The sequence below is a fragment of the Streptomyces sp. NPDC057424 genome (assembly GCF_042803315.1).
Taxonomy (GTDB): Bacteria; Actinomycetota; Actinomycetes; order Streptomycetales; family Streptomycetaceae; genus Streptomyces.
In genome coordinates this window covers 80,434-97,657 of record NZ_JBHVCP010000020.1, presented here as the reverse complement: position 1 = coordinate 97,657, position 17,224 = coordinate 80,434, and the positions used below count along the sequence as shown (strand labels likewise).

At 72.2% G+C, this 17,224-nt stretch carries 14 protein-coding genes and 1 pseudogene; 7 read left to right on the top strand and 8 right to left on the bottom strand.

Annotation, left to right across the window (positions count from 1 at the left end; genetic code table 11):
* Positions 1-153: 153 nt before the first annotated feature.
* The 4 genes and pseudogenes from ACFU3E_RS18475 to ACFU3E_RS18460 form a co-directional block, all read left to right on the top strand.
* Positions 154-715 (top strand): annotated as a pseudogene (locus ACFU3E_RS18475) (maleylpyruvate isomerase N-terminal domain-containing protein); the annotation flags it as partial.
* A 75-nt stretch (positions 716-790) separates the two neighbouring features.
* On the top strand, positions 791-1,594 hold the full coding sequence (locus ACFU3E_RS18470; protein WP_384158849.1) for an alpha/beta fold hydrolase: 804 nt from the start codon (positions 791-793) through the stop codon (positions 1,592-1,594).
* A complete protein-coding gene (locus tag ACFU3E_RS18465; protein ID WP_384158846.1) occupies positions 1,594-2,916 on the top strand; it encodes a PP2C family protein-serine/threonine phosphatase in 1,323 nt (440 codons plus the stop codon). The genes ACFU3E_RS18470 and ACFU3E_RS18465 overlap by 1 nt, the downstream gene beginning before the upstream one ends.
* Positions 2,913-3,245, top strand: a complete 333-nt coding sequence (locus ACFU3E_RS18460) for an STAS domain-containing protein (protein ID WP_384158785.1) — start codon at positions 2,913-2,915, stop codon at positions 3,243-3,245. The genes ACFU3E_RS18465 and ACFU3E_RS18460 overlap by 4 nt, the downstream gene beginning before the upstream one ends.
* A 137-nt stretch (positions 3,246-3,382) precedes the next feature.
* Here the strand turns inward: ACFU3E_RS18460 and ACFU3E_RS18455 are convergent, their stop codons facing one another.
* The gene (locus tag ACFU3E_RS18455) at positions 3,383-3,637 is read right to left on the bottom strand and encodes a hypothetical protein (protein ID WP_384158782.1); all 255 of its coding nucleotides are present in this window, start codon (positions 3,635-3,637) and stop codon (positions 3,383-3,385) included.
* Positions 3,638-3,918: 281 nt separating this feature from the next.
* Here ACFU3E_RS18455 and ACFU3E_RS18450 point away from each other — a divergent pair, with 281 nt between their 5' ends.
* On the top strand, positions 3,919-5,733 hold the full coding sequence (locus ACFU3E_RS18450; protein ID WP_384158779.1) for an ABC transporter ATP-binding protein: 1,815 nt from the start codon (positions 3,919-3,921) through the stop codon (positions 5,731-5,733).
* A gap of 529 nt (positions 5,734-6,262) precedes the next feature.
* Here the strand turns inward: ACFU3E_RS18450 and ACFU3E_RS18445 are convergent.
* Positions 6,263-7,777 (bottom strand): MFS transporter, encoded by a 1,515-nt coding sequence (locus ACFU3E_RS18445; RefSeq protein ID WP_384158776.1) that lies wholly within the window; start codon positions 7,775-7,777, stop codon positions 6,263-6,265.
* Positions 7,778-8,011: 234 nt separating this feature from the next.
* Here ACFU3E_RS18445 and proP point away from each other — a divergent pair, with 234 nt between their 5' ends.
* Positions 8,012-9,508, top strand: coding sequence for a glycine betaine/L-proline transporter ProP (gene proP, locus ACFU3E_RS18440; protein WP_384158773.1), 1,497 nt, complete (start codon positions 8,012-8,014; stop codon positions 9,506-9,508).
* A 75-nt stretch (positions 9,509-9,583) separates the two neighbouring features.
* Here the strand turns inward: proP and ACFU3E_RS18435 are convergent, their stop codons facing one another.
* The 4 genes from ACFU3E_RS18435 to ACFU3E_RS18420 all read right to left on the bottom strand — a co-directional run bounded on the left by ACFU3E_RS18435 (position 9,584) and on the right by ACFU3E_RS18420 (position 14,411).
* Positions 9,584-10,777, bottom strand: a complete 1,194-nt coding sequence (locus ACFU3E_RS18435) for a Rieske 2Fe-2S domain-containing protein (RefSeq protein WP_384158770.1) — start codon at positions 10,775-10,777, stop codon at positions 9,584-9,586.
* 43 nt (positions 10,778-10,820) lie between these two features.
* Positions 10,821-11,525 carry a hypothetical protein gene (locus ACFU3E_RS18430; protein ID WP_384158767.1) on the bottom strand — a complete coding sequence of 235 codons (705 nt, stop codon included), beginning with the start codon at positions 11,523-11,525 and terminating at the stop codon, positions 10,821-10,823.
* Complete coding sequence (locus ACFU3E_RS18425; RefSeq protein WP_384158764.1) at positions 11,461-13,179, bottom strand: SpoIIE family protein phosphatase; 1,719 nt, start codon at positions 13,177-13,179, stop codon at positions 11,461-11,463. Before ACFU3E_RS18425 ends, ACFU3E_RS18430 begins: the two co-directional genes overlap by 65 nt.
* A 404-nt stretch (positions 13,180-13,583) precedes the next feature.
* Positions 13,584-14,411 (bottom strand): endonuclease/exonuclease/phosphatase family protein, encoded by an 828-nt coding sequence (locus ACFU3E_RS18420; protein WP_384158843.1) that lies wholly within the window; start codon positions 14,409-14,411, stop codon positions 13,584-13,586.
* A 235-nt stretch (positions 14,412-14,646) separates the two neighbouring features.
* On the opposite strand from ACFU3E_RS18420, the gene ACFU3E_RS18415 reads away from it, so the two are divergent.
* Positions 14,647-15,342 carry a GAF and ANTAR domain-containing protein gene (locus ACFU3E_RS18415; RefSeq protein ID WP_384158761.1) on the top strand — a complete coding sequence of 232 codons (696 nt, stop codon included), beginning with the start codon at positions 14,647-14,649 and terminating at the stop codon, positions 15,340-15,342.
* 284 nt (positions 15,343-15,626) lie between these two features.
* Here the strand turns inward: ACFU3E_RS18415 and ACFU3E_RS18410 are convergent, their stop codons facing one another.
* On the bottom strand, positions 15,627-15,920 hold the full coding sequence (locus ACFU3E_RS18410; protein WP_384158758.1) for a putative quinol monooxygenase: 294 nt from the start codon (positions 15,918-15,920) through the stop codon (positions 15,627-15,629).
* A gap of 137 nt (positions 15,921-16,057) precedes the next feature.
* Positions 16,058-17,020: a carbohydrate kinase gene (locus ACFU3E_RS18405; protein WP_384158756.1), complete on the bottom strand. Its 963-nt coding sequence runs from the start codon at positions 17,018-17,020 to the stop codon at positions 16,058-16,060.
* Positions 17,021-17,224: the final 204 nt, after the last annotated feature.

Below are 17,224 nucleotides of genomic sequence, written 5' to 3'. Positions count from 1 at the left end.
GGATCGCAAGCCATGTCATACGCCGCAAGGGCCGGATCACCCAGCGTGACCCACCGGGATCGTACGCGCCGCCGACCGCAAACGCTCCCGGTAACGGTCCAGGTGCCCGCAATACGCTCGTCCACGCTCGCAACACCGCGCCACGGTGCCGAGGTGGGTCTCTTCTCGCGTTCATGGACGGCACTGCGCGCGGCGCTTGACGACCTGTCCGACGAGGACTCCGGGCGGCCCTCCGGCTGTACGGGGTGGCTGGTGCGGGACCTGGTGGGCCATCTGATCGTCGACGCCCGGGACGTCCTGATCACCCTGGCCACCCCGCCCTACCGGGAACCGCCCCGTGACGCGCTGACGTACTGGGACATCTCCACCTGAACGACGTCGGTTCCGCCGACGGCCGCGCCGCCCTGCTCGCCGACCCGGGCGCCCGGGTCGGCACCCGTGACGAGATCCTCACCGTGGGCGACTTCCTCGCCACGTACGTCATGGAGTGGACGCTGCACCACCTCGATCTGATCGCCTACCTCCCGGACGCGGAGCAGCCGTCCGCGGAGGGGCTCGTCCGGTCCCGGGAGATGCTGGAGCGGATCGCCGGAAGCCCGTTCCCGTCCTGCTTCACGACGTGGACGCACTGCTCGGCCCCGGGAGGCGGGCGCCGCCCGGGGCGGAGCAGGCCGAGCTCGGCGCGCCGGCCTCCAGGGTGCCGCTGTACCTGGGCCGGCTTCCCGGCCGCGAACGCCTTCGCTCGCCTCCCGCCGTCGAACCGCTCCGCCGGAGGTGGGAGCATGGCGGCATGGACATCCGCCACAGGAACAACATCCACGTCGTCGGCCCCGAAGACGCGCCCGTGCTGCTCCTGGCTCACGGGTTCGGCTGCGACCAGAACATGTGGCGTCTGGTGGTCCCGGTGCTTTCCGCGCGCTACCGGGTGGTGCTGTTCGACTACGTCGGCTCCGGCGGTTCGGACCTGGCGGCATGGAGCGAGGAGCGGTACTCCTCGCTGCAGGGGTATGCCGCTGACGTCGTCGACGTCTGCGAGGAGCTGGACCTGCGGCAGGCGGTGTTCGTGGGGCACTCGGTGAGTGCCATGGTCGGGGTGCTGGCGGCGCAGGCAGCGCCGGAGCGGATCGGGACGCTCGTGATGGTGACGCCCTCGCCCTGCTACATCGACGACGAGGGGTACCGCGGCGGCTTCAGCACGGAAGACATCGACGAGCTGCTCGACTCCCTGGAGGCGAACTACCTGGGCTGGTCGTCCGTGATGGCCCCGGTGATCATGGGCAACCCGGAGCGGCCGGAGCTGGGCCGGGAACTGACCAACAGCTTCTGCGCCACCGACCCCGATATCGCGCGCGTCTTCGCCCGTACGACGTTCCTCACCGACAGCCGCGAGGACCTCAAGGGCGTGTCCGTGCCGACCCTCGTGCTGGAGTGCGAGCAGGACGCCATCGCGCCCCGCGAGGTCGGCGCCCATGTGCACGCGGCGATCCCCGCCTCCCGTCTGGTCACACTCGACGCCACCGGGCACTGCCCGCAGCTCAGCGCTCCGGAGGCCACCGCCGCGGCGATCCTCGACTTCCTGGAGTCCCTGAAGTGATGTGCCGCACGGGCGGTGTGCCGGAGCCCGCCGGGGCAGGGGGCGAGGCGAGCACGGACGCGGCGTTCACCGCGCTGCTGGAGGACAGCGCGGAGGACTTGTACGAGTCCGCGCCGTGCGGCTATCTGTCCACGATGATGGACGGCACCATCGCCAAGATCAACACCACGCTGCTGGACTGGCTCGGCCTGGACCGTGAGGCCGTCGCGGGCCGCAAGCGCTTCGCGGACCTGCTCACCGTCGGCGGGAAGCTGTACCACGAGACGCACTTCGCTCCGCTGCTGCGCATGCAGGGCGAGCTGCGCGGCATCGCCCTGGAGATGCGGCGCAAGGATGGTGGCCGGCTGCCGGTGCTGGTCTCCGCGGTGGTCAAGCACGGTACCGAGGGCGACCCGCTGCTGATCCGGATCACCGTCTTCGACGCCTCGGACCGCCGCGCCTACGAGCAGGAGCTCCTGCGCCGCCGCCAGGAGGCGGAGCGGGCCCGCGCCGAGGCGGACGAGGCCCGGCGGCAGGCCGAGGCCGACCGGGCGAGGCTGGCCGACGCGCTCGCCGTACTGCAGCGCTCACTCGTGCCGGACTCGCTGCCCGCCGTGCCGGGCCTGGAGACGGCCGTCCACTACCACACGGCCTCGCCCGACCAGCTGGGCGGCGACTTCTACGACCTGTTCCCCGTCGCCGGCGACCGGTGGGCGTTCTTCCTCGGCGACGTGTGCGGCAAGGGCCCCGAGGCCGCCTCGCTCACCTCGCTGACCCGCTACACCCTGCGCGCGGCGGCCCACCACGACCCGGATCCGGCTTCGGCCCTGGCCACGCTGAACGCCGTCCTGCACGAGCGGTACACCGGCGACGGCAACCCCCGGTACTGCACCTGCATCGTCGGGATCATCGAGCCGGACGGCGAGCACGGCCGGACGGTCGTGCGGCTCGCCTCCGGCGGCCATCCGCCGGCGCTCGTCCTGCGGAGCGACGGCCGCGCCGAGTTCCTGCCCACTCCGGGCGGGCTGCTCATCGGCGTCGTCCCCGGCGCGCCGATCGGCACCGCCGAGACCGTCCTGGCCCCCGGCGACACGATCGTGCTGTACACCGACGGCCTCACCGAGGCCCGCACCGGCCCCGGCCGCGACGACCTGTACGGCGAGGACGCCCTGCACGCCTTCGCCACCGACCACGCTCCGGCCGCACCGGACGAGGTGATCACCGCCCTCACCGGGCTGCTCGAGAGCTTCGGCGAGGGCCTCGACGACGACACCGCCCTGCTCGCCCTCGGCGTTCCCGCCGCCCCGTCCCTCATAGACCCTGCGACGAGTCACCCCTCATGAGCCCGCTCACCATCAGACACCGCGACACCGCGACCGGCCCCGTTCTGCACGTGGCCGGCGACCTGGACTTCGACCAGGCTCCCGAACTCCGCGGCCGGCTCGACCAACTCCCCCTGTCACCGGGGCAGTGCCTGGTCCTCGACCTGTCCGGCCTCGAGTTCTGCGACTCCTCGGGCATCACCGCCCTGCTCGCCGCCCGCCAGCACGCCCTGGCCGCCGACGCCGACATCGTCCTGGCAGCCGTACCGGCGAACCTGCTGCGCGTCCTCACCCTCGTCGGCCTCGACCAGGTCTTCACCCTGCGCCCGGACCCCAGCGCCGCGTCATGACCCGTCCGGGCCGTGGCCCTGTGCCGCGCCAAGCGCAGACGCAACCGCGGGACCACACGGCCGCCCAGCCGCAGGCGCTCATCCTCGGCGCGATCAGGGACCGACCGCCCCCTGCCGGGGACTGCGCTGCCCGTTCCTCAGCCGCTCAGGCCCAGTTCCCCCGCGCTCATGCCGGCCTGGAACCGCGACCCCGCGTCGAGGGTGTCGAGCAGTTCGGCGACCCGGCGGCGGGAGGTCCGCGAGGACATGCCGAGTTCCTTCGCCGCCGCCGTGCCGGTGGCGCCCGGCCCCAGCGCCCGCGGGGCCCTGTGGCTGACGGCCTCGGGCCGGGGTCGCTCCACGCCGCGGAAGGCCCCGGGGCCGAGCGGGGCCGCCCGGTCGACCGCCCTCACCCCGCGGGACTCTCCGGCCTCGCCTGACGCACCGGCAGGGCCACCACTCCGGCATCCCCCGCGCCGTTCACCGGCGCGTGCCACCGGCCCACCCCGAATCCGCCCGCCGCGCCCCTTGGCGCTCCCCGCACACCACCCCCGGCCGGAAAACGCTTGGACGCCGCGGTGGGAATCACGGGACACTTCCGGACTCGAACCGAAACCTCACACATCCGTTGCGGCGATGGCCCCTGCCCGCACGCGCGGCGTGGCGGGCGGCCACAGGACGACACAGGGGTGGGATGGAAACGCCGGAAACGCACAGGGCATTACCGGGCAGGCGCTCGGTGCTTCTCGCACTTCGCTACTACGGACGGGAGTTGTCCCGGCTCCGCCGGTGGACGGCACCCGCGATGCTGCTCTCGGCGCTGGGCAACATCGGCATCAACTACGTCGCGCCGCTGATCGTCGCCAAGCTCGTCGGCGACATCGCGGAGGACAAGGACGTCACGGTCGGCTCGATGCTGCCGTACGTGCTCGCCTTCGCCGGCGTCCTGCTGGTCGCGGAGGCACTGTGGCGCGTCGCCCTGCACTGCCTCAACCGACTCGACGCCCTGGGCATCGAGCACCTGTACGTGATCGGCATGGACGAACTGTTCGCCAAGGACGCCACGTTCTTCCATGACAACTTCGCCGGTTCGCTGACCAAGCGGGTCCTCAGCTTCGCCTCCCGTTTCGAGCAGTTCGTCGACACGCTGACGTTCCAGATCGTGGGGAGCTTCGTGCCACTGGCGTTCGGCGCGGTGGTGCTGTGGCGTTACGAACCGCTGCTCGTCGTCGGTCTGGTGGTGATGATCGCGCTGACGGCGGTGCTGGTCGTGCCGCTCATCCGGCGCCGCCAGGCGCTGGTCGACCAGCGTGAGGAGGCGATCGCCCGGGTGTCGGGCCATGTCGCCGACAGCCTGATGAACATGGACACGGTGCGGGCGTTCGCCGCGGAGGAGCGCGAGGCCGCCGAACACCGGTCCCGGGTGGCGATGTCACGCCGGCTCACCATGCGGTCGTGGGACTACGGCAACCTGCGCATCGACACGCTGGTCGCGCCGATGTCCGTGCTCACCAACGCGATGGGCCTGCTGCTCGCGGTGACGCTGGGCGGCGGAGCGCACGGTGTGGAGGCGATCGTGGTCGCCTTCGCCTACTACAACAACGCGACCCGGATCATGTTCGAGTTCAACCAGATATACCGCCGGCTGGAGAGCTCGATGACGGAGGCCGCGCAGTTCACCGAACTGCTCCTGACGCCGCCGACCGTGCTCGACCCGCCGGCACCGGAACCACTGCGGCCTGGCCCCGCCGACGTCCGCTTCGAGAAGGTGACCTTCGCCCACCGGGGCGGCCGGCCCCTCTTCGAGGGGCTCGACCTGGCCGTGCCGAGCGGGGCGAAGATCGGCCTCGTGGGCCGGTCCGGCGGCGGCAAGACCTCCCTCACCCGGCTGCTGCTGCGGATGACCGACATCGACGGCGGTCGCATCCTGGTCGGTGGCCAGGACATCAGCCGGGTCCGCCAGGCGGACCTGCGCGGCCGGATCGCGTACGTGCCGCAGGACCCGGCGATGTTCCACCGCACCCTGCGGGACAACATCGCCTTCGCCCGGCCGGACGCCACCGACGCCGAGATCCGCCGGGCGGCCGAGGCGGCCCATGTCACCGAGTTCGCCGACGCGTTGCCGGACGGCTTCGACACCATGGTGGGCGAGCGGGGCGTCAAGCTGTCCGGCGGTCAGCGCCAGCGGGTCGCTCTCGCCCGGGCGATCCTGCGGGACGCGCCGATCCTGCTGCTCGACGAGGCGACGAGCGCCCTCGACTCCGAGAGCGAGCTGCTGGTGCAGGAGGCGCTGTGGCGGCTCATGGACGGGCGGACCGCGCTGGTGGTGGCGCACCGGCTGAGCACGGTCGCCGGCATGGACCAGCTCGTCGTCCTCGACCGCGGCCGGATCGTCGAGCAGGGCACCCACCAGGAGTTGCTCGCGGTGGAGGGTGCCTACGCGAAGCTGTGGCAGCACCAGTCGGGCGGCTTCCTGGACGACACCGCCGGGCGGGCCGAGGTGCGGTAACGCCGGCTCGCTCACCTTCGGGGCGGTCGTCACCGCTTCGGCGGCCGCCGCGTGAGGGCGCGCGCCCGGGCTGTCAGGGCCTCCAGCAGGAGGTCCACCGCCTGTTCGAAGGAGCTGTCCGCCATCGCGGGCGGCTCCGGGCGTACCGCGGTCAGGGACCTGTGCGTCGCCGGGCCGAGGGCCTGGCAGATGTCCCGCCACGACCGGCGGTCGGTCTCGCGCTGCTGGTCACGCGGTGGGCGGCCAGGGCGTCACCGATGATCCGGTCGGCGATGGCGAGCACCAGGTCGTCCGCACCGTGGCCGCGTCACGTGACGACGGCGAAGACGGTGCGGTGGCACGGCGTGGCTCTGGGCCCGACGGCGACCTGACGCTCCGGACGCAGGCGGCGGGCGACTGACCGCCCTGGCCCGTGCCGGTGGTCTGGGTCCGCCCGCGCTGCTGCTGACGTCCATGAGGGCCTTCGCCCTGGGCTCACGGCGCGGGCGGACTGGAGGGGGACAAGGCCAGCCTCGTGAACGGGTGACGCTCAGGTCTGCCGGGCGTGCACGGGACTGTGGGCGACGTCGTCCGGGCACGGGCGGTGCGGCCGGCGCGTCCGCCGGTCGCGTCGCCAGTCGTACGCCGCGAGGGCCAGGGACGCGGCCATGCCGACGAGCCCGGCGGCCATCGCCAGGAACAGCGCACCGCGGTAGTCGTCGTTCCTGCTGCCCAGCACCAGGTAGTAGAGACCGGGCAGGGCTGCGGTGCCCACCGCGGCTCCGAGCCGCTGCCCGGTCTGCAGGGCGCCGCCCGCCGCTCCCGCCATCTGCACGGGCACCTCTCGCAGCGTCATGGTGATGTTGGGGGAGATCACGCACCCGCCGCCGACGCCGCCGAGGAAGAGGACCGGGGCGGCGATCCAGGGCGCGATGTCGAGGGGCGCGAAGCGCAGCAGCAGCGCGGTGCCGCCCAGCCCGAGGATCACGCCCGTGAGCCCGCCCACGGTGAGCAGACGGCCGAGCCGGTCCACCAGCCGCCCGGAGATCGCGGCTGCGAGGGCCGATCCGAGGGCGAAGGGAGTCACGGCGAGGCCGGACTTGAGCGGTGAGAATCCCAGGCCGTTCTGGTAGAAGAGGGCGAAGACCAGCCAGACGCCGCTGAAGCCGATGAAGTAGAGGGTGCCGACGCCCGCGCCGACGGCGTAGCCGCGCACGATGGTGAACAGGCGCGGGTCGAGCAGCGGCTGGGTGCCGCGGTCCAGCAGGCGGCGCTGCCAGCGGGTGAAGACGAAGAGGAGGACGGCACCGGCCGGGAACATCCACCACAACCGGGTGAGGCCGCCGGTCTCCGCCTGGACCAGCGGGTACATGAGCGCGAGGACACCGAGCCCGAGGAGCAGGACGCCGGGCAGGTCGACGTGTTCCCGGCCGGAGCGCCGGGTCCGGGGCAGCAGGCGGCGTCCGAGGAGGACCGCGAGGATGCCGATGGGGACGTTGACGTAGAAGATCCACCGCCAGCCCTGGGCGCCGTCGGCCAGGGCGAGGATCAGGCCGCCGGTGAGGGGGCCCACGGCGGAGGAGATGCCGACGGTCGCGCCGAACAAGCCGAAGGCACGGCCGCGTTCGCCGCCGCGGAACATCTGCTGGATGAGCGCGGAGTTCTGCGGGGCCATGAAGCCTGCCGCCAGGCCCTGGGCGAGCCGGGCCACCACCAGCAGGGTGATGTTCGGGGCCGCTCCGCAGGCCGCGCTGAAGAGCACGAAGCCGCTGAGGGCGAGCAGGAAGATGCGACGGCGGTCCAGGGCGTCGCCGAGGCGGCCGGCGGTGACGAGGGCGAGGCCGAACGAGAGGGCGTAACCGGACACCACCCACTGCACCTCGGCCGCGGAGGCGTGCAGCTGCTGCTGGATGGTGGGCAGGGCGACCGCCACGATCGACACGTCCAGCAGGCTCATGAAGCCGGCCACCAGCGTGACCCACAGGGCCCGCCACCGGTTCGGGTCCGGCTCGTACCCGTCCTGCTGCCCGCCCGGGTTCCGGCCGCCCGCCGCCGACGCTGTCACTTGGGCTCCTCTCACCAGGCACGCACCCGGCGAACCAGGTTCCCCCTCCGGGGCACGGGCACACGCCCGTTCCGGAGATCCCCCCGGGACGGCGCAGCGGCCCGCGTCTCACCCTGAGCGCCCGCGTGGCACCGTCCGTGATCGACCGGACGCCGTGCGCAGGGGTTCGTTTGAGCACGCGAGATCTGCACAGGCGTTGTGCTTGGGAATGCGACCGGCGAAAGGAACCACGTGATGGCGGCGACCGACAACGACGAGTCGGTGGATCCCGCGGCTGTGAGACGACACCGGGTGCTGTTCCGGGCGATCGAGAAACGACGTCACCCGAAGCTGCGCCGCAGCGACATCACGGTGACCGACGATGCGGCGGTCAAGCGCGCCACCAAGGCCGCCGCCCTCGGCAACGCGATGGAGTGGTACGACTTCGGCATCTACAGCTATCTGGCGTCGACCATCGGCAGGGTCTTCTTCCCCTCCGGCAACGACACCGCCCAGCTGCTCGGCTCCTTCGCCACGTTCGCGGTGGCCTTCCTGGTGCGTCCTCTCGGCGGCATGGTCTTCGGCCCGCTCGGGGACAAGGTCGGGCGCAAGCGCATCCTCTCCCTCACCATGATCATGATGGCGGTGGGAACCTTCGCCATCGGCCTGGTCCCCTCGCACGCAGCCATCGGCCTGTGGGCGCCGGCCCTGCTGATCTTCTTCCGGCTGGTGCAGGGCTTCTCGACCGGCGGGGAGTACGGGGGTGCCTCGACGTTCATCGCGGAGTACGCGCCCGACAAGCGGCGCGGCTTCTTCGGCAGCTTCCTGGAGCTGGGCACGCTCGCCGGCTACGTCGCGGCCTCCGGCCTCGTCGTCGTCCTCCAGACCCTGCTCAGCGACGACCAGATGCTGTCCTGGGGCTGGCGCGTCCCGTTCCTGGTCGCGGCCCCGCTCGGCCTCATCGGTCTCTATCTGCGGCTCAAGCTCGACGAGACGCCCGCCTTCCAGAAGCTGGAGGGCGGCCGGGCCAGGGCGAGCGAGGCCGCCGACGCCGTGGAGACCTCGGCCGCCACCGACCTCGGCAAGATCTTCACCCGGTACTGGCGGCCGCTGCTGCTGTGCCTCGCACTGGTCGCGGCGTACAACATCACCGACTACATGCTGCTGTCGTACATGCCGACGTACCTGTCCGACGAGCTGGGCTACGGGACCAACCACGGGCTGCTGATCCTGCTCCTGGTGATGGTGCTGCAGATGTGCGTCATCAACCAGGTCGGGCGGCTCTCGGACCGCTTCGGGCGCAAGCCGCTGCTGATGACGGGGATGCTCGGCTTCCTGTTCCTCTCCCTGCCGTCGTTCCTGCTCATCCGGCAGGGCAGCGTCGTCCTCATCGCCCTGGGCCTGCTGCTGATGGGGCTCTCGCTGGTGGCGATGCTCGGCACGATGTCAGCGGCGCTCCCGGCGATCTTCCCCACGCAGGTGCGCTACGGATCGCTCTCGGTGGCCTACAACCTGGCCACGTCGGTCTTCGGCGGTACGACACCGCTGGTGATCACCGCTCTGATCAGTGCCTTCGACTCGACCCTCATGCCGGCGTACTACGCCACGGGCGCCGCGGTCATCGGCGTCATCGCCGTGCTGTGCATGCGCGAGACCGCCAACAAGCCGCTGGCCGGCTCCCCGCCGTCCGTGGAGACGGCGGCGGAGGCGGAGGAACTCGTCCAGGCGCAGACCCCGCAGCCCAGGTTCTGACCGGCGCGAGAGGCCCGCCCGCGCCAGTGCGGGCGGGCCTTCGCGCTGGTGTACGGGCAGGTCGCCTCCGCACCCTCAGGACGCGGAACCGCCGGTGCCCGTCACCGGTGCCGGCCCGCGATCATCGCCGTTGCACACCGAGGCGGCGCCGCACGCGCCGGCCCGGGGGCGGATGGGGATGCCGTTGGTGCGCAGCACCTCGCGCACGTCCAGGATCAGGGAGAAGACCTCGCGGTTGCGGTCCTCGCCCTGCTCGTCCCAGGCCCGCTGTTCGGCTTCGACGGCCATCCGGTCCTCGGCGAACACCCGCTCGGTGAAGCGCCTGATGAGCGGCCAGGCCATCTGCAGGGCGCCGGGAATCCGCGGCTTCTCGATCATGAGCAGGCCGAAGGTGCGGCACCGGCGCTGCTCGGCGTCCTCGGGCACGTAGGCGGCCCAGAGGCGGAAGGCGGGCCGATCTGCGTTCTCCGGGACCAGGTCGAGGGTCTGGTACGGGTACTCGGTGCGGATCGTCATGACGTCACGGGAGTCGCGACCGCCGATGCCCTCGGCGGCGAGCAGGCTGGCCCCGCGGTTCCGCTTGCCCCCCGTGTGGCTGAAGAGGTACCTGGCCTCCACCGACCGCTCATCGGTCCGGGCGTCGAGCAGTTCGGGACGGAGTCGGCCCACCACGCCGCGGTGGAGGAACTGGTGGTTCATGTCGAGCAGGTTCTCGTGCATGAACGAGTAGTGGCAGTGCACGGTCCGGGAGTAGGTCATCGTCCTGTAGCGCGGTGAGCCGAAGGCCGGCAGGTCGGGCAGCGGGGTGGCCGCGGCCCTGTCCGGGTCGCCGGGGAACGCGAACACCAAGCCGTACGCCTCGCGGACGGGGTACCCGCGCACGCCGCGCGGCGGCCGGCCATCGCCTTTGGCGAGGTACGGGATCTGCGAGATGCGGCCGTCGCCGCGGTAGGCCCACGCGTGGTAGCAGCAGCGGAGTGCCTCGCCCTCCACGACGCCCATGCTCAGCGGCACCTGACGGTGGGCGCACCGGTCCTCCAGGGCGTAGACGGTGCCGCTCTCCCCGCGGTAGAGCGCGATGCGCTCACCGGCGAACGTCGTCGCGAACGCCCGCTTGCTCCGCACGTTCTTCGACAGCGCGACCGGATACCAGAAGTCCGGGTTCGCCCCGACGCGCCGGAGGTCGACCATGCCGGTACTCGGGTCACGGTCCGCCGAGGGCCACTCGGCCCCGGCAGAGAAGGTCCCGGCCTCGTCGGTCTCGGTCATACCTCTCCCTCGCGCGTACGGGCAGCGACAGCCGCGCGTCGCGTCAGGCATGCGGGCGCCCGGCACCGTCCATCCTGGCCGTGACGCGCCGTTCACGCCCTGCCCGGCGCGTACGGACGGGTGAGTCCCCGGGGCCGCGCGACGGGTGGAGCCCGGACTGGAGGTCGAACTCGGGGAGACCTGCCAGGCCGGTGTCGCGCATGATGAGGTCCACGGTCTCCCGCAGGGTGCTGCCGGCGCCGATGACGGTCTCGATGCCGCCGGGCAGCAGGTCCGGTTCCCGGTACCGGAGTTCGCGCAGGGAGCTGCTGAGGTGTTCGTGGCGCGGGGCCCCGGCGTGGGCGGCGAGTGCCCGTCCGGCGGCCTCGCGGGCCCGGCCGGACTCGCCGGACCCGCCGAGGCCTCGTTGCCGGTCAGCGGGCAGAACTCCAGGTTCCGGCGGCCTGGCCGGACATCGTGGGGTTGCGGCGCCAGGCGCGGTGGCCGGCCAGGCCTGCTGTTCGCGGGCCCGGTCGGTGCGGCCGGTGCGCAGCAGGGGCGGCAGCGCGTAGGACAGGGCGCGGGCGGGTGTTCCGGGCAGGACCGCAGGGCGGCCTTCGCCGACGGCTTCCGCGCGGCATGTGGCGTCGTCGTACCCGCCACGAACAGCCCGACGGGAAGGCCGCCGATGCGCCTGTTCCAGGTCAGCCCTCGGGGACGCGCAGGGCCAGGAGGGCCACGTCGTCGTCGTTGCCGGCGGGCCGGACACGCCGCAGGAGCTGGTCGGTGAACGAGGCGAGGGGACGGTGGGCGAGGGCGGCGGCGTGCTGACGCAGTCGGTCCAGTCCCTCGTCGAGGGTGCGGCGGGGCGCTTCGATGAGGCCGTCGGTGTACAGCACCAGAGTGGAACCGGGCGGCAGTTGCGCGGTGGCGTCCGGGCGCCGGGTGCCGGTCTGGGTGCCCAGGAGGATGCCATGGCCGTCGGTGAGGTAGTCGGCCAGGCCGTCCCGGCTGATCAGCAGCGGCGGGGGGTGGCCGGCGTTGGTCCAGGACAGCTGCCAGTGGCCGTCGTCGGCCGGTTCGATCCGGGCGAAGATCGTCGTGGCCATGGTGACGTCGGTGATGTGCTGGATGGCCTCGTCGAGCCGTTCGACGATCCGGCTGGGCGGTTCGTGCTGGGACCAGGCGTAGGCGCGGAGCATGTTGCGGACCTGCGCCATGCCGGCCGCCGCTTCCAGGTCGTGTCCGACGACGTCTCCGATGGCCAGGGCGGTGGACGCGTCGGACAGGGGGAACGCGTCGTACCAGTCGCCGCCGACCTGTGAGGCGTCGGGAGCGGGCAGGTAGCGGACGGCCATCTGCAGGCCCGAGACGCCCGGCATCTGCGGCAGCAGATGGTTCTGCATGGTCTCGGCGACCTTGCGCTGACGCTGGTAGAGGCGGGCGTTGTCCAGGGCGAGGCCGGCACGGCGTGCGATGTCCTCGATGAGAGGGAGGTCCGCGGGCGTGAAGGCCGGCTGGTTCTCGTCGCGGCCCAGGGTCAGCGCTCCCAGGACCGCGCGGGTGGTGCGGATGGGCGCGATGGCCGCGGACCGCATCCCCGTGGCGTCGAACAGGCGGCGCTGCTCGACCGCGATGCCGGAATCCGGCGGCCCCTGGTAGGTCTGCGGGCCGGCCAGGTTGGAGGCGACACCGCGCAGGGCCCTGGACAGAGGCATCGGGGACTCCTCCGGGACCGGCGGCATCGGCCCCTGCAGGTCCTCGCGGTGCGTGAGGGTGCCACCGTCGGCGTGGACCACGACGGTACGCCACACCTCGTCGCGCTCGGTGATCAGGTCGACGACCGCCCAGTCCGCGAGGCGGGGCAGGACCAGGGTCACCAGCCTGCGCAGCGCCTCGTCGACGTCGAGGGTGGAGGTGAGCTGCGCGGTGGTCTCGGCCAGCAGCGCCAGCCGGTGCAGCTCCGACAGCGGCTGGACGGCCGATTCGGGTTGCGGGTCGCCGACCTGCGGGTGGTCGGGGGTGTGGAAGACGACGAGCGTACCGGCGTGCCGGCCGCCGACGTCGTAGGGCGTGATCAGCCAGGAGATGCGCAACAGGGTGCCGTCGGCGCAGGCGAAGTAGTCCTCGTCGGCCTGGGCGGTGCGTCCGGCGTGGAAGGCCTGCCGCATGGCGCACTGGGTTCTCGGCAGGGGCTGCCCCTGCGGGCCCCGGTGCAGCAGGTCGTGCGCGTCATGCCCGATCAGGTCCTCGGCGGACCGGCCCAGCAGGCGCTCGGCGCGGGCGTTCGCGGCGATGATGCAGCCCTGCTCGTCCACGACGTAGGCACCGGCACCGATGGCTTCCACAGTCCCGGCCAGCACGACGGATGCTGTCGGCACGGACGGCCCGCGAACGGTCTCCGTGTGCTCCGGCCCCGTCATCGCGGCCTCCCTGCTGATCGGGCCGGCGTCCCTGTCACCGGCAGCCCTGCCTGCTTGCCTTCCCCGTATGCCCATACACGGGAGAATTCCACGTCGTCGAACGACGCCGCGTCCTGCGCGCAGCTGGTGATCACAGGGTGGGCGCCGCTGACCTGCGCTCCCGGGGAGCCCGCACCCGCCCCGGGGTCAGAGACCTGGCAGCGGCTCCGGCGCCCGCTCCTCGATCACGGGGAGGCGACGGCACGTCGACGGATGGTTCCCCGCTCGTCGGCTTCACGGAACACCACGACCGGACGGGCGGCGTGCTGAGCGCGCGGTGCTCGTGCCCGGTCCGAAAGGCCCGGGTGGGGCGGGCCCGGGCGAGCCGGGGATCGTTCGGCGGCATCACCGGCCAGGACGCACGCTCAGGCCGGGTCCACGTCGGTGTGCAGCGGATGGTGGTCCGAGTACGGAGTCGGAAGCACCCGGTGGCGGAGGGGGACGAAGCCGCGCAGGAACACGTAGTCGAACTTGCTCTGCCAGTCGGTGGTCGGCTGACAGGTCCCGGTCGGCGACGGATGGCACTGCGGGTCCGCGTCCGTGGCCAGTGCCCAGATCCCGGTGAGCTCGGGGGCGTCCGGATCGGCGTTGAAGTCGCCGAGCAGGATCGCGCGGTCGTGCCGGGCGGCCTCCGCGGCGAGTACGCGCGTCTGGTCGGCCCGGACCGCCTCCTGACGCCGCTGGGCGAGATGCGTGTTGAAGACCCGGACGGACCGGCCTCCCACGGTCGTGGTGACGGCCATGTACCCGCGGTCCTCGGAGCCGCCGTCGGGGTACTCCACGTTGACGGGGTCCGTCATCGGTGCGGCCGAGAGGATCGCCTGGCCGAAGGCCCCCGGACTCCACGGCGTACCCCCGCAGCGGCCCCAATTCCGCAGCACCGAACCGTACTCGACGTGGTAGACCAGCCCGTGGAGGTTCTTCAGATAGTCCCGGATCCTCTCGACGTCACGCACGCACGCCTCCTGCAGGCCGATGAGCGTGGGCGCGTGCGCGGCGATCTCCGCGGCCCGGTCGACGTCGCTCACGTCGCAGGGGTTGCAGATGTTCCACGTCATGACCCGGTTCGGTACGACGTCCCGGGCGGCCTCTGCGGGCTGTGCCCCTCCGAAGAGGGCTCCGCTCGGTGCGCTGGGGCCGACGAGCACCATGCAGACCGCCACCATGGCGCCCGCGAACACCCGCGCCCCCATGCCCCTGCCGAACACCCTCGCCTCCTCACAGTGGATACATCCGGCCTCTGCCGTCTCACGCACGAGGTTATGGGACGGGATCGCCGGAACACATGTGCTTGGGACATCACGCCGTCCCGGGCTGGGACGAGGGTTCCGGCGCCCGCGCCACGGTCCTCGGTCCTGGCGCCTTCGGCGTTCAGGGGCCAGGCTGTGCGTAGGGTGGCCGGACTGGTGATCGACATGGACGGTGAGCATGGACTGGCAAGAGTTCGCCGAGGAGATGGCCCTGCTCGCGCGGACCCTGCTGAAGCAGGACTCGGTGCAGCAGACGCTGGACGAGATCGCGGCGTCGGCCGTGAAGCTGGTGGACGGCTGTGACGCGGCAGGGATCCTCTCGGTGCGCAAGGGCCGCGCCGTCACGCTGTCCTCGTACGGGGACATGGTCGAGGAGTCCGACCGCCGGCAGGGCGCGCTGGGCGAGGGGCCGTGCTTCGATCTCGCCCGTCGCGCGGACGAGGAGCGCGTGTTCCGGATCGCGGACATGACCCGGCCTCAGCCGGACTGGCCCCGTTACGCCGAGGCCGCGCGCGAACTGGGCATCGGCAGCATGACCGGGGTCCTGCTCTACACCCACGACGAGGACTTCGGCGCGCTGAACCTGTACGCCCGCCGCCCGGGAACCTTCACCGAGGACATCGCGACCGCCGGCTGGCTGCTGGCCTCGCACGCCGCCGTCGCCCTCGCCGACGCCCGTACCATCGACCAGCTCGAACACGCGCTGGAGACCCGGCACGCCATCGGCGAGGCCATGGGCATCCTCAGGGAACGCCACGGGCTGAGCGACGAGGACGCCTTCAACGTGCTGCGCAATATCTCCCAGCACCACAACATCAAACTGCGCGACGTCGCCCAGCGGGTCCGCGACAAGCGCGCCGGCGGTCCTGCCTGACGGCCCGTGCCCACGGGATCCCGCTCGTGTTCGGGGCGGCGAAACGCATGCGTCACCCGTCCCCGCACCGCGGTGCGGATGCGGCGGGCCACCCCGGCCCCGTCCCCGACGGCGCCGTCGATGAAGCTCGCTGGACGAGCCAGGTCTCCTGAGGCAGGAGCAAGGGTCGGCCGCCCAGTCGTGTCCGCCGACGACGAGATCCGTGCCTCACCGCATCCGTGCCTCACCGGCGGATGCCGGCCGGACACCGGTCCGGGCCCGGCGACGCGGGCCCGGCGGATGTGTCAGGCCATCTGATCGAGGAAGGTGAGCACGGAGGCGTCCTCCTCGATCAGTGGGGCGAGCGCGGTGTTGAACGGACCGCCGTACGGGGCGTTCAGGTGTGCCTGGAAGGCGTCCTCGTCCCGGTACACCTCGAAGATCCAGAAGGCGCGTGGGTGGCTGGTCCTGGTGTAGACGTCGAAGGTGAGGTTGCCTTCTTCCTCCCGCACCTTTCGGGCGTAGTCCCGCAGCAGCCGGGCGACTTCCTCCTCCGCTCCCTCACGGGCGGTGAACTCGGCGAACAGGGTCTTCTTCACGATGGATCGATCTCCGTGGTCGGGGATGGCAAAAGGGATCAGTCCCGGCGGGAGCCGAGGTGCCGGACGTCGGCCCGGTCCGGCTTCACGAGGTCAACGGTCCGGGGGTGACCGCCCCGGCGCGACGCGTCGGCCCGTCATGCGCGGCCGGCCGTCGTGAGCCGCGTCAGCTCGTGCTGCCACGGCGGGTTGGGGCCCACCACCGAGCAGGTCAGGGCGGCGACCCGGGCGGCGAACCGGCAGGCTTCCTCGACGTCACCGAGCCGCAGGTCCGTCAGCCGGCCGCCGAGAAGCCCCTGGGTGCCGAGGTGGTGCAGCAGGCCGGCAGTGAAGGAGTCACCCGCCCCGACCGTGTCGACCACCTTCGTCGTGACCGCCGGCACCTCCACCCGTTCGCCGTCGAGCGAGGCCAGGGCGCCGTCTCCGCCGCGGGTGATCACGACGAGCCGCGCCCCCGCGGCGTGCCAGGTGTCGCACGCCTGCTCGGGGGGCGTGCCGGGCAGGAGGAGTTCGAGGTCTTCCGCACTGAGGCGCAGGATGTCGGTGAGCCGGCACCAGTGCCGCAGTCTCTCGCGGTAGACCTCGGGGCGCACCAGCAGCGGACGGACGTTGGGATCGATACTGACGGTGGCCCGTGGAGCCGCCGCCGCCAGGAACTCCTCCACCACCGCCGCTCCCGGCTCCCGGACCAGGGCGAGCGATCCCGTGTGCACGCAGGCGGCCTCGGACAGGTCCACGCCGGCGAGTTCGGGGGCTGTCCACTGCCAGTCGGCCGTGTTCTGCGCGTGGAAGGAGAACGCGGCCTGGCCCTGGGCGTCCAGGTCCGCCACGGCCAGCGTGCTGGGCTCGGCCGCTCGGACCGCGTACGACAGATCCACTCCGGACGCCTCCAGATGTGCCCGGAACAGGCGGCCGAACACGTCGCCGGACAGGCGCGCGAGGAAGCGGGCCGGGGTGCCGAGCCGGGCCAGTGACACGGCCGTGTTCGCAGGTCCGCCCCCGGGCAGCACCCGCAGGGCGAGTTCGTTCGAGGCACCTGCGGGCTCGGTGAACGCGTCCGCGACGCACTCTCCCAGGACCGTGATCTGATGCGGGCTCATGGGCTGCTCCTCTGCGACCGTGCGGGCGGACCGGTCATGTCGTGACGCAGCCGTTGACCAGCTGCGGGGGACGGTGGCCGGGGACGTTGCCGATTTGTGACGCGGGCAAGGCATTGACGTTGCCGGGAGCCGGAGTCCATCATCCTCGCCATGCAGTGTCAACGATGACATAGGTCAACGATGACACCTCGGGACGGCATCCTC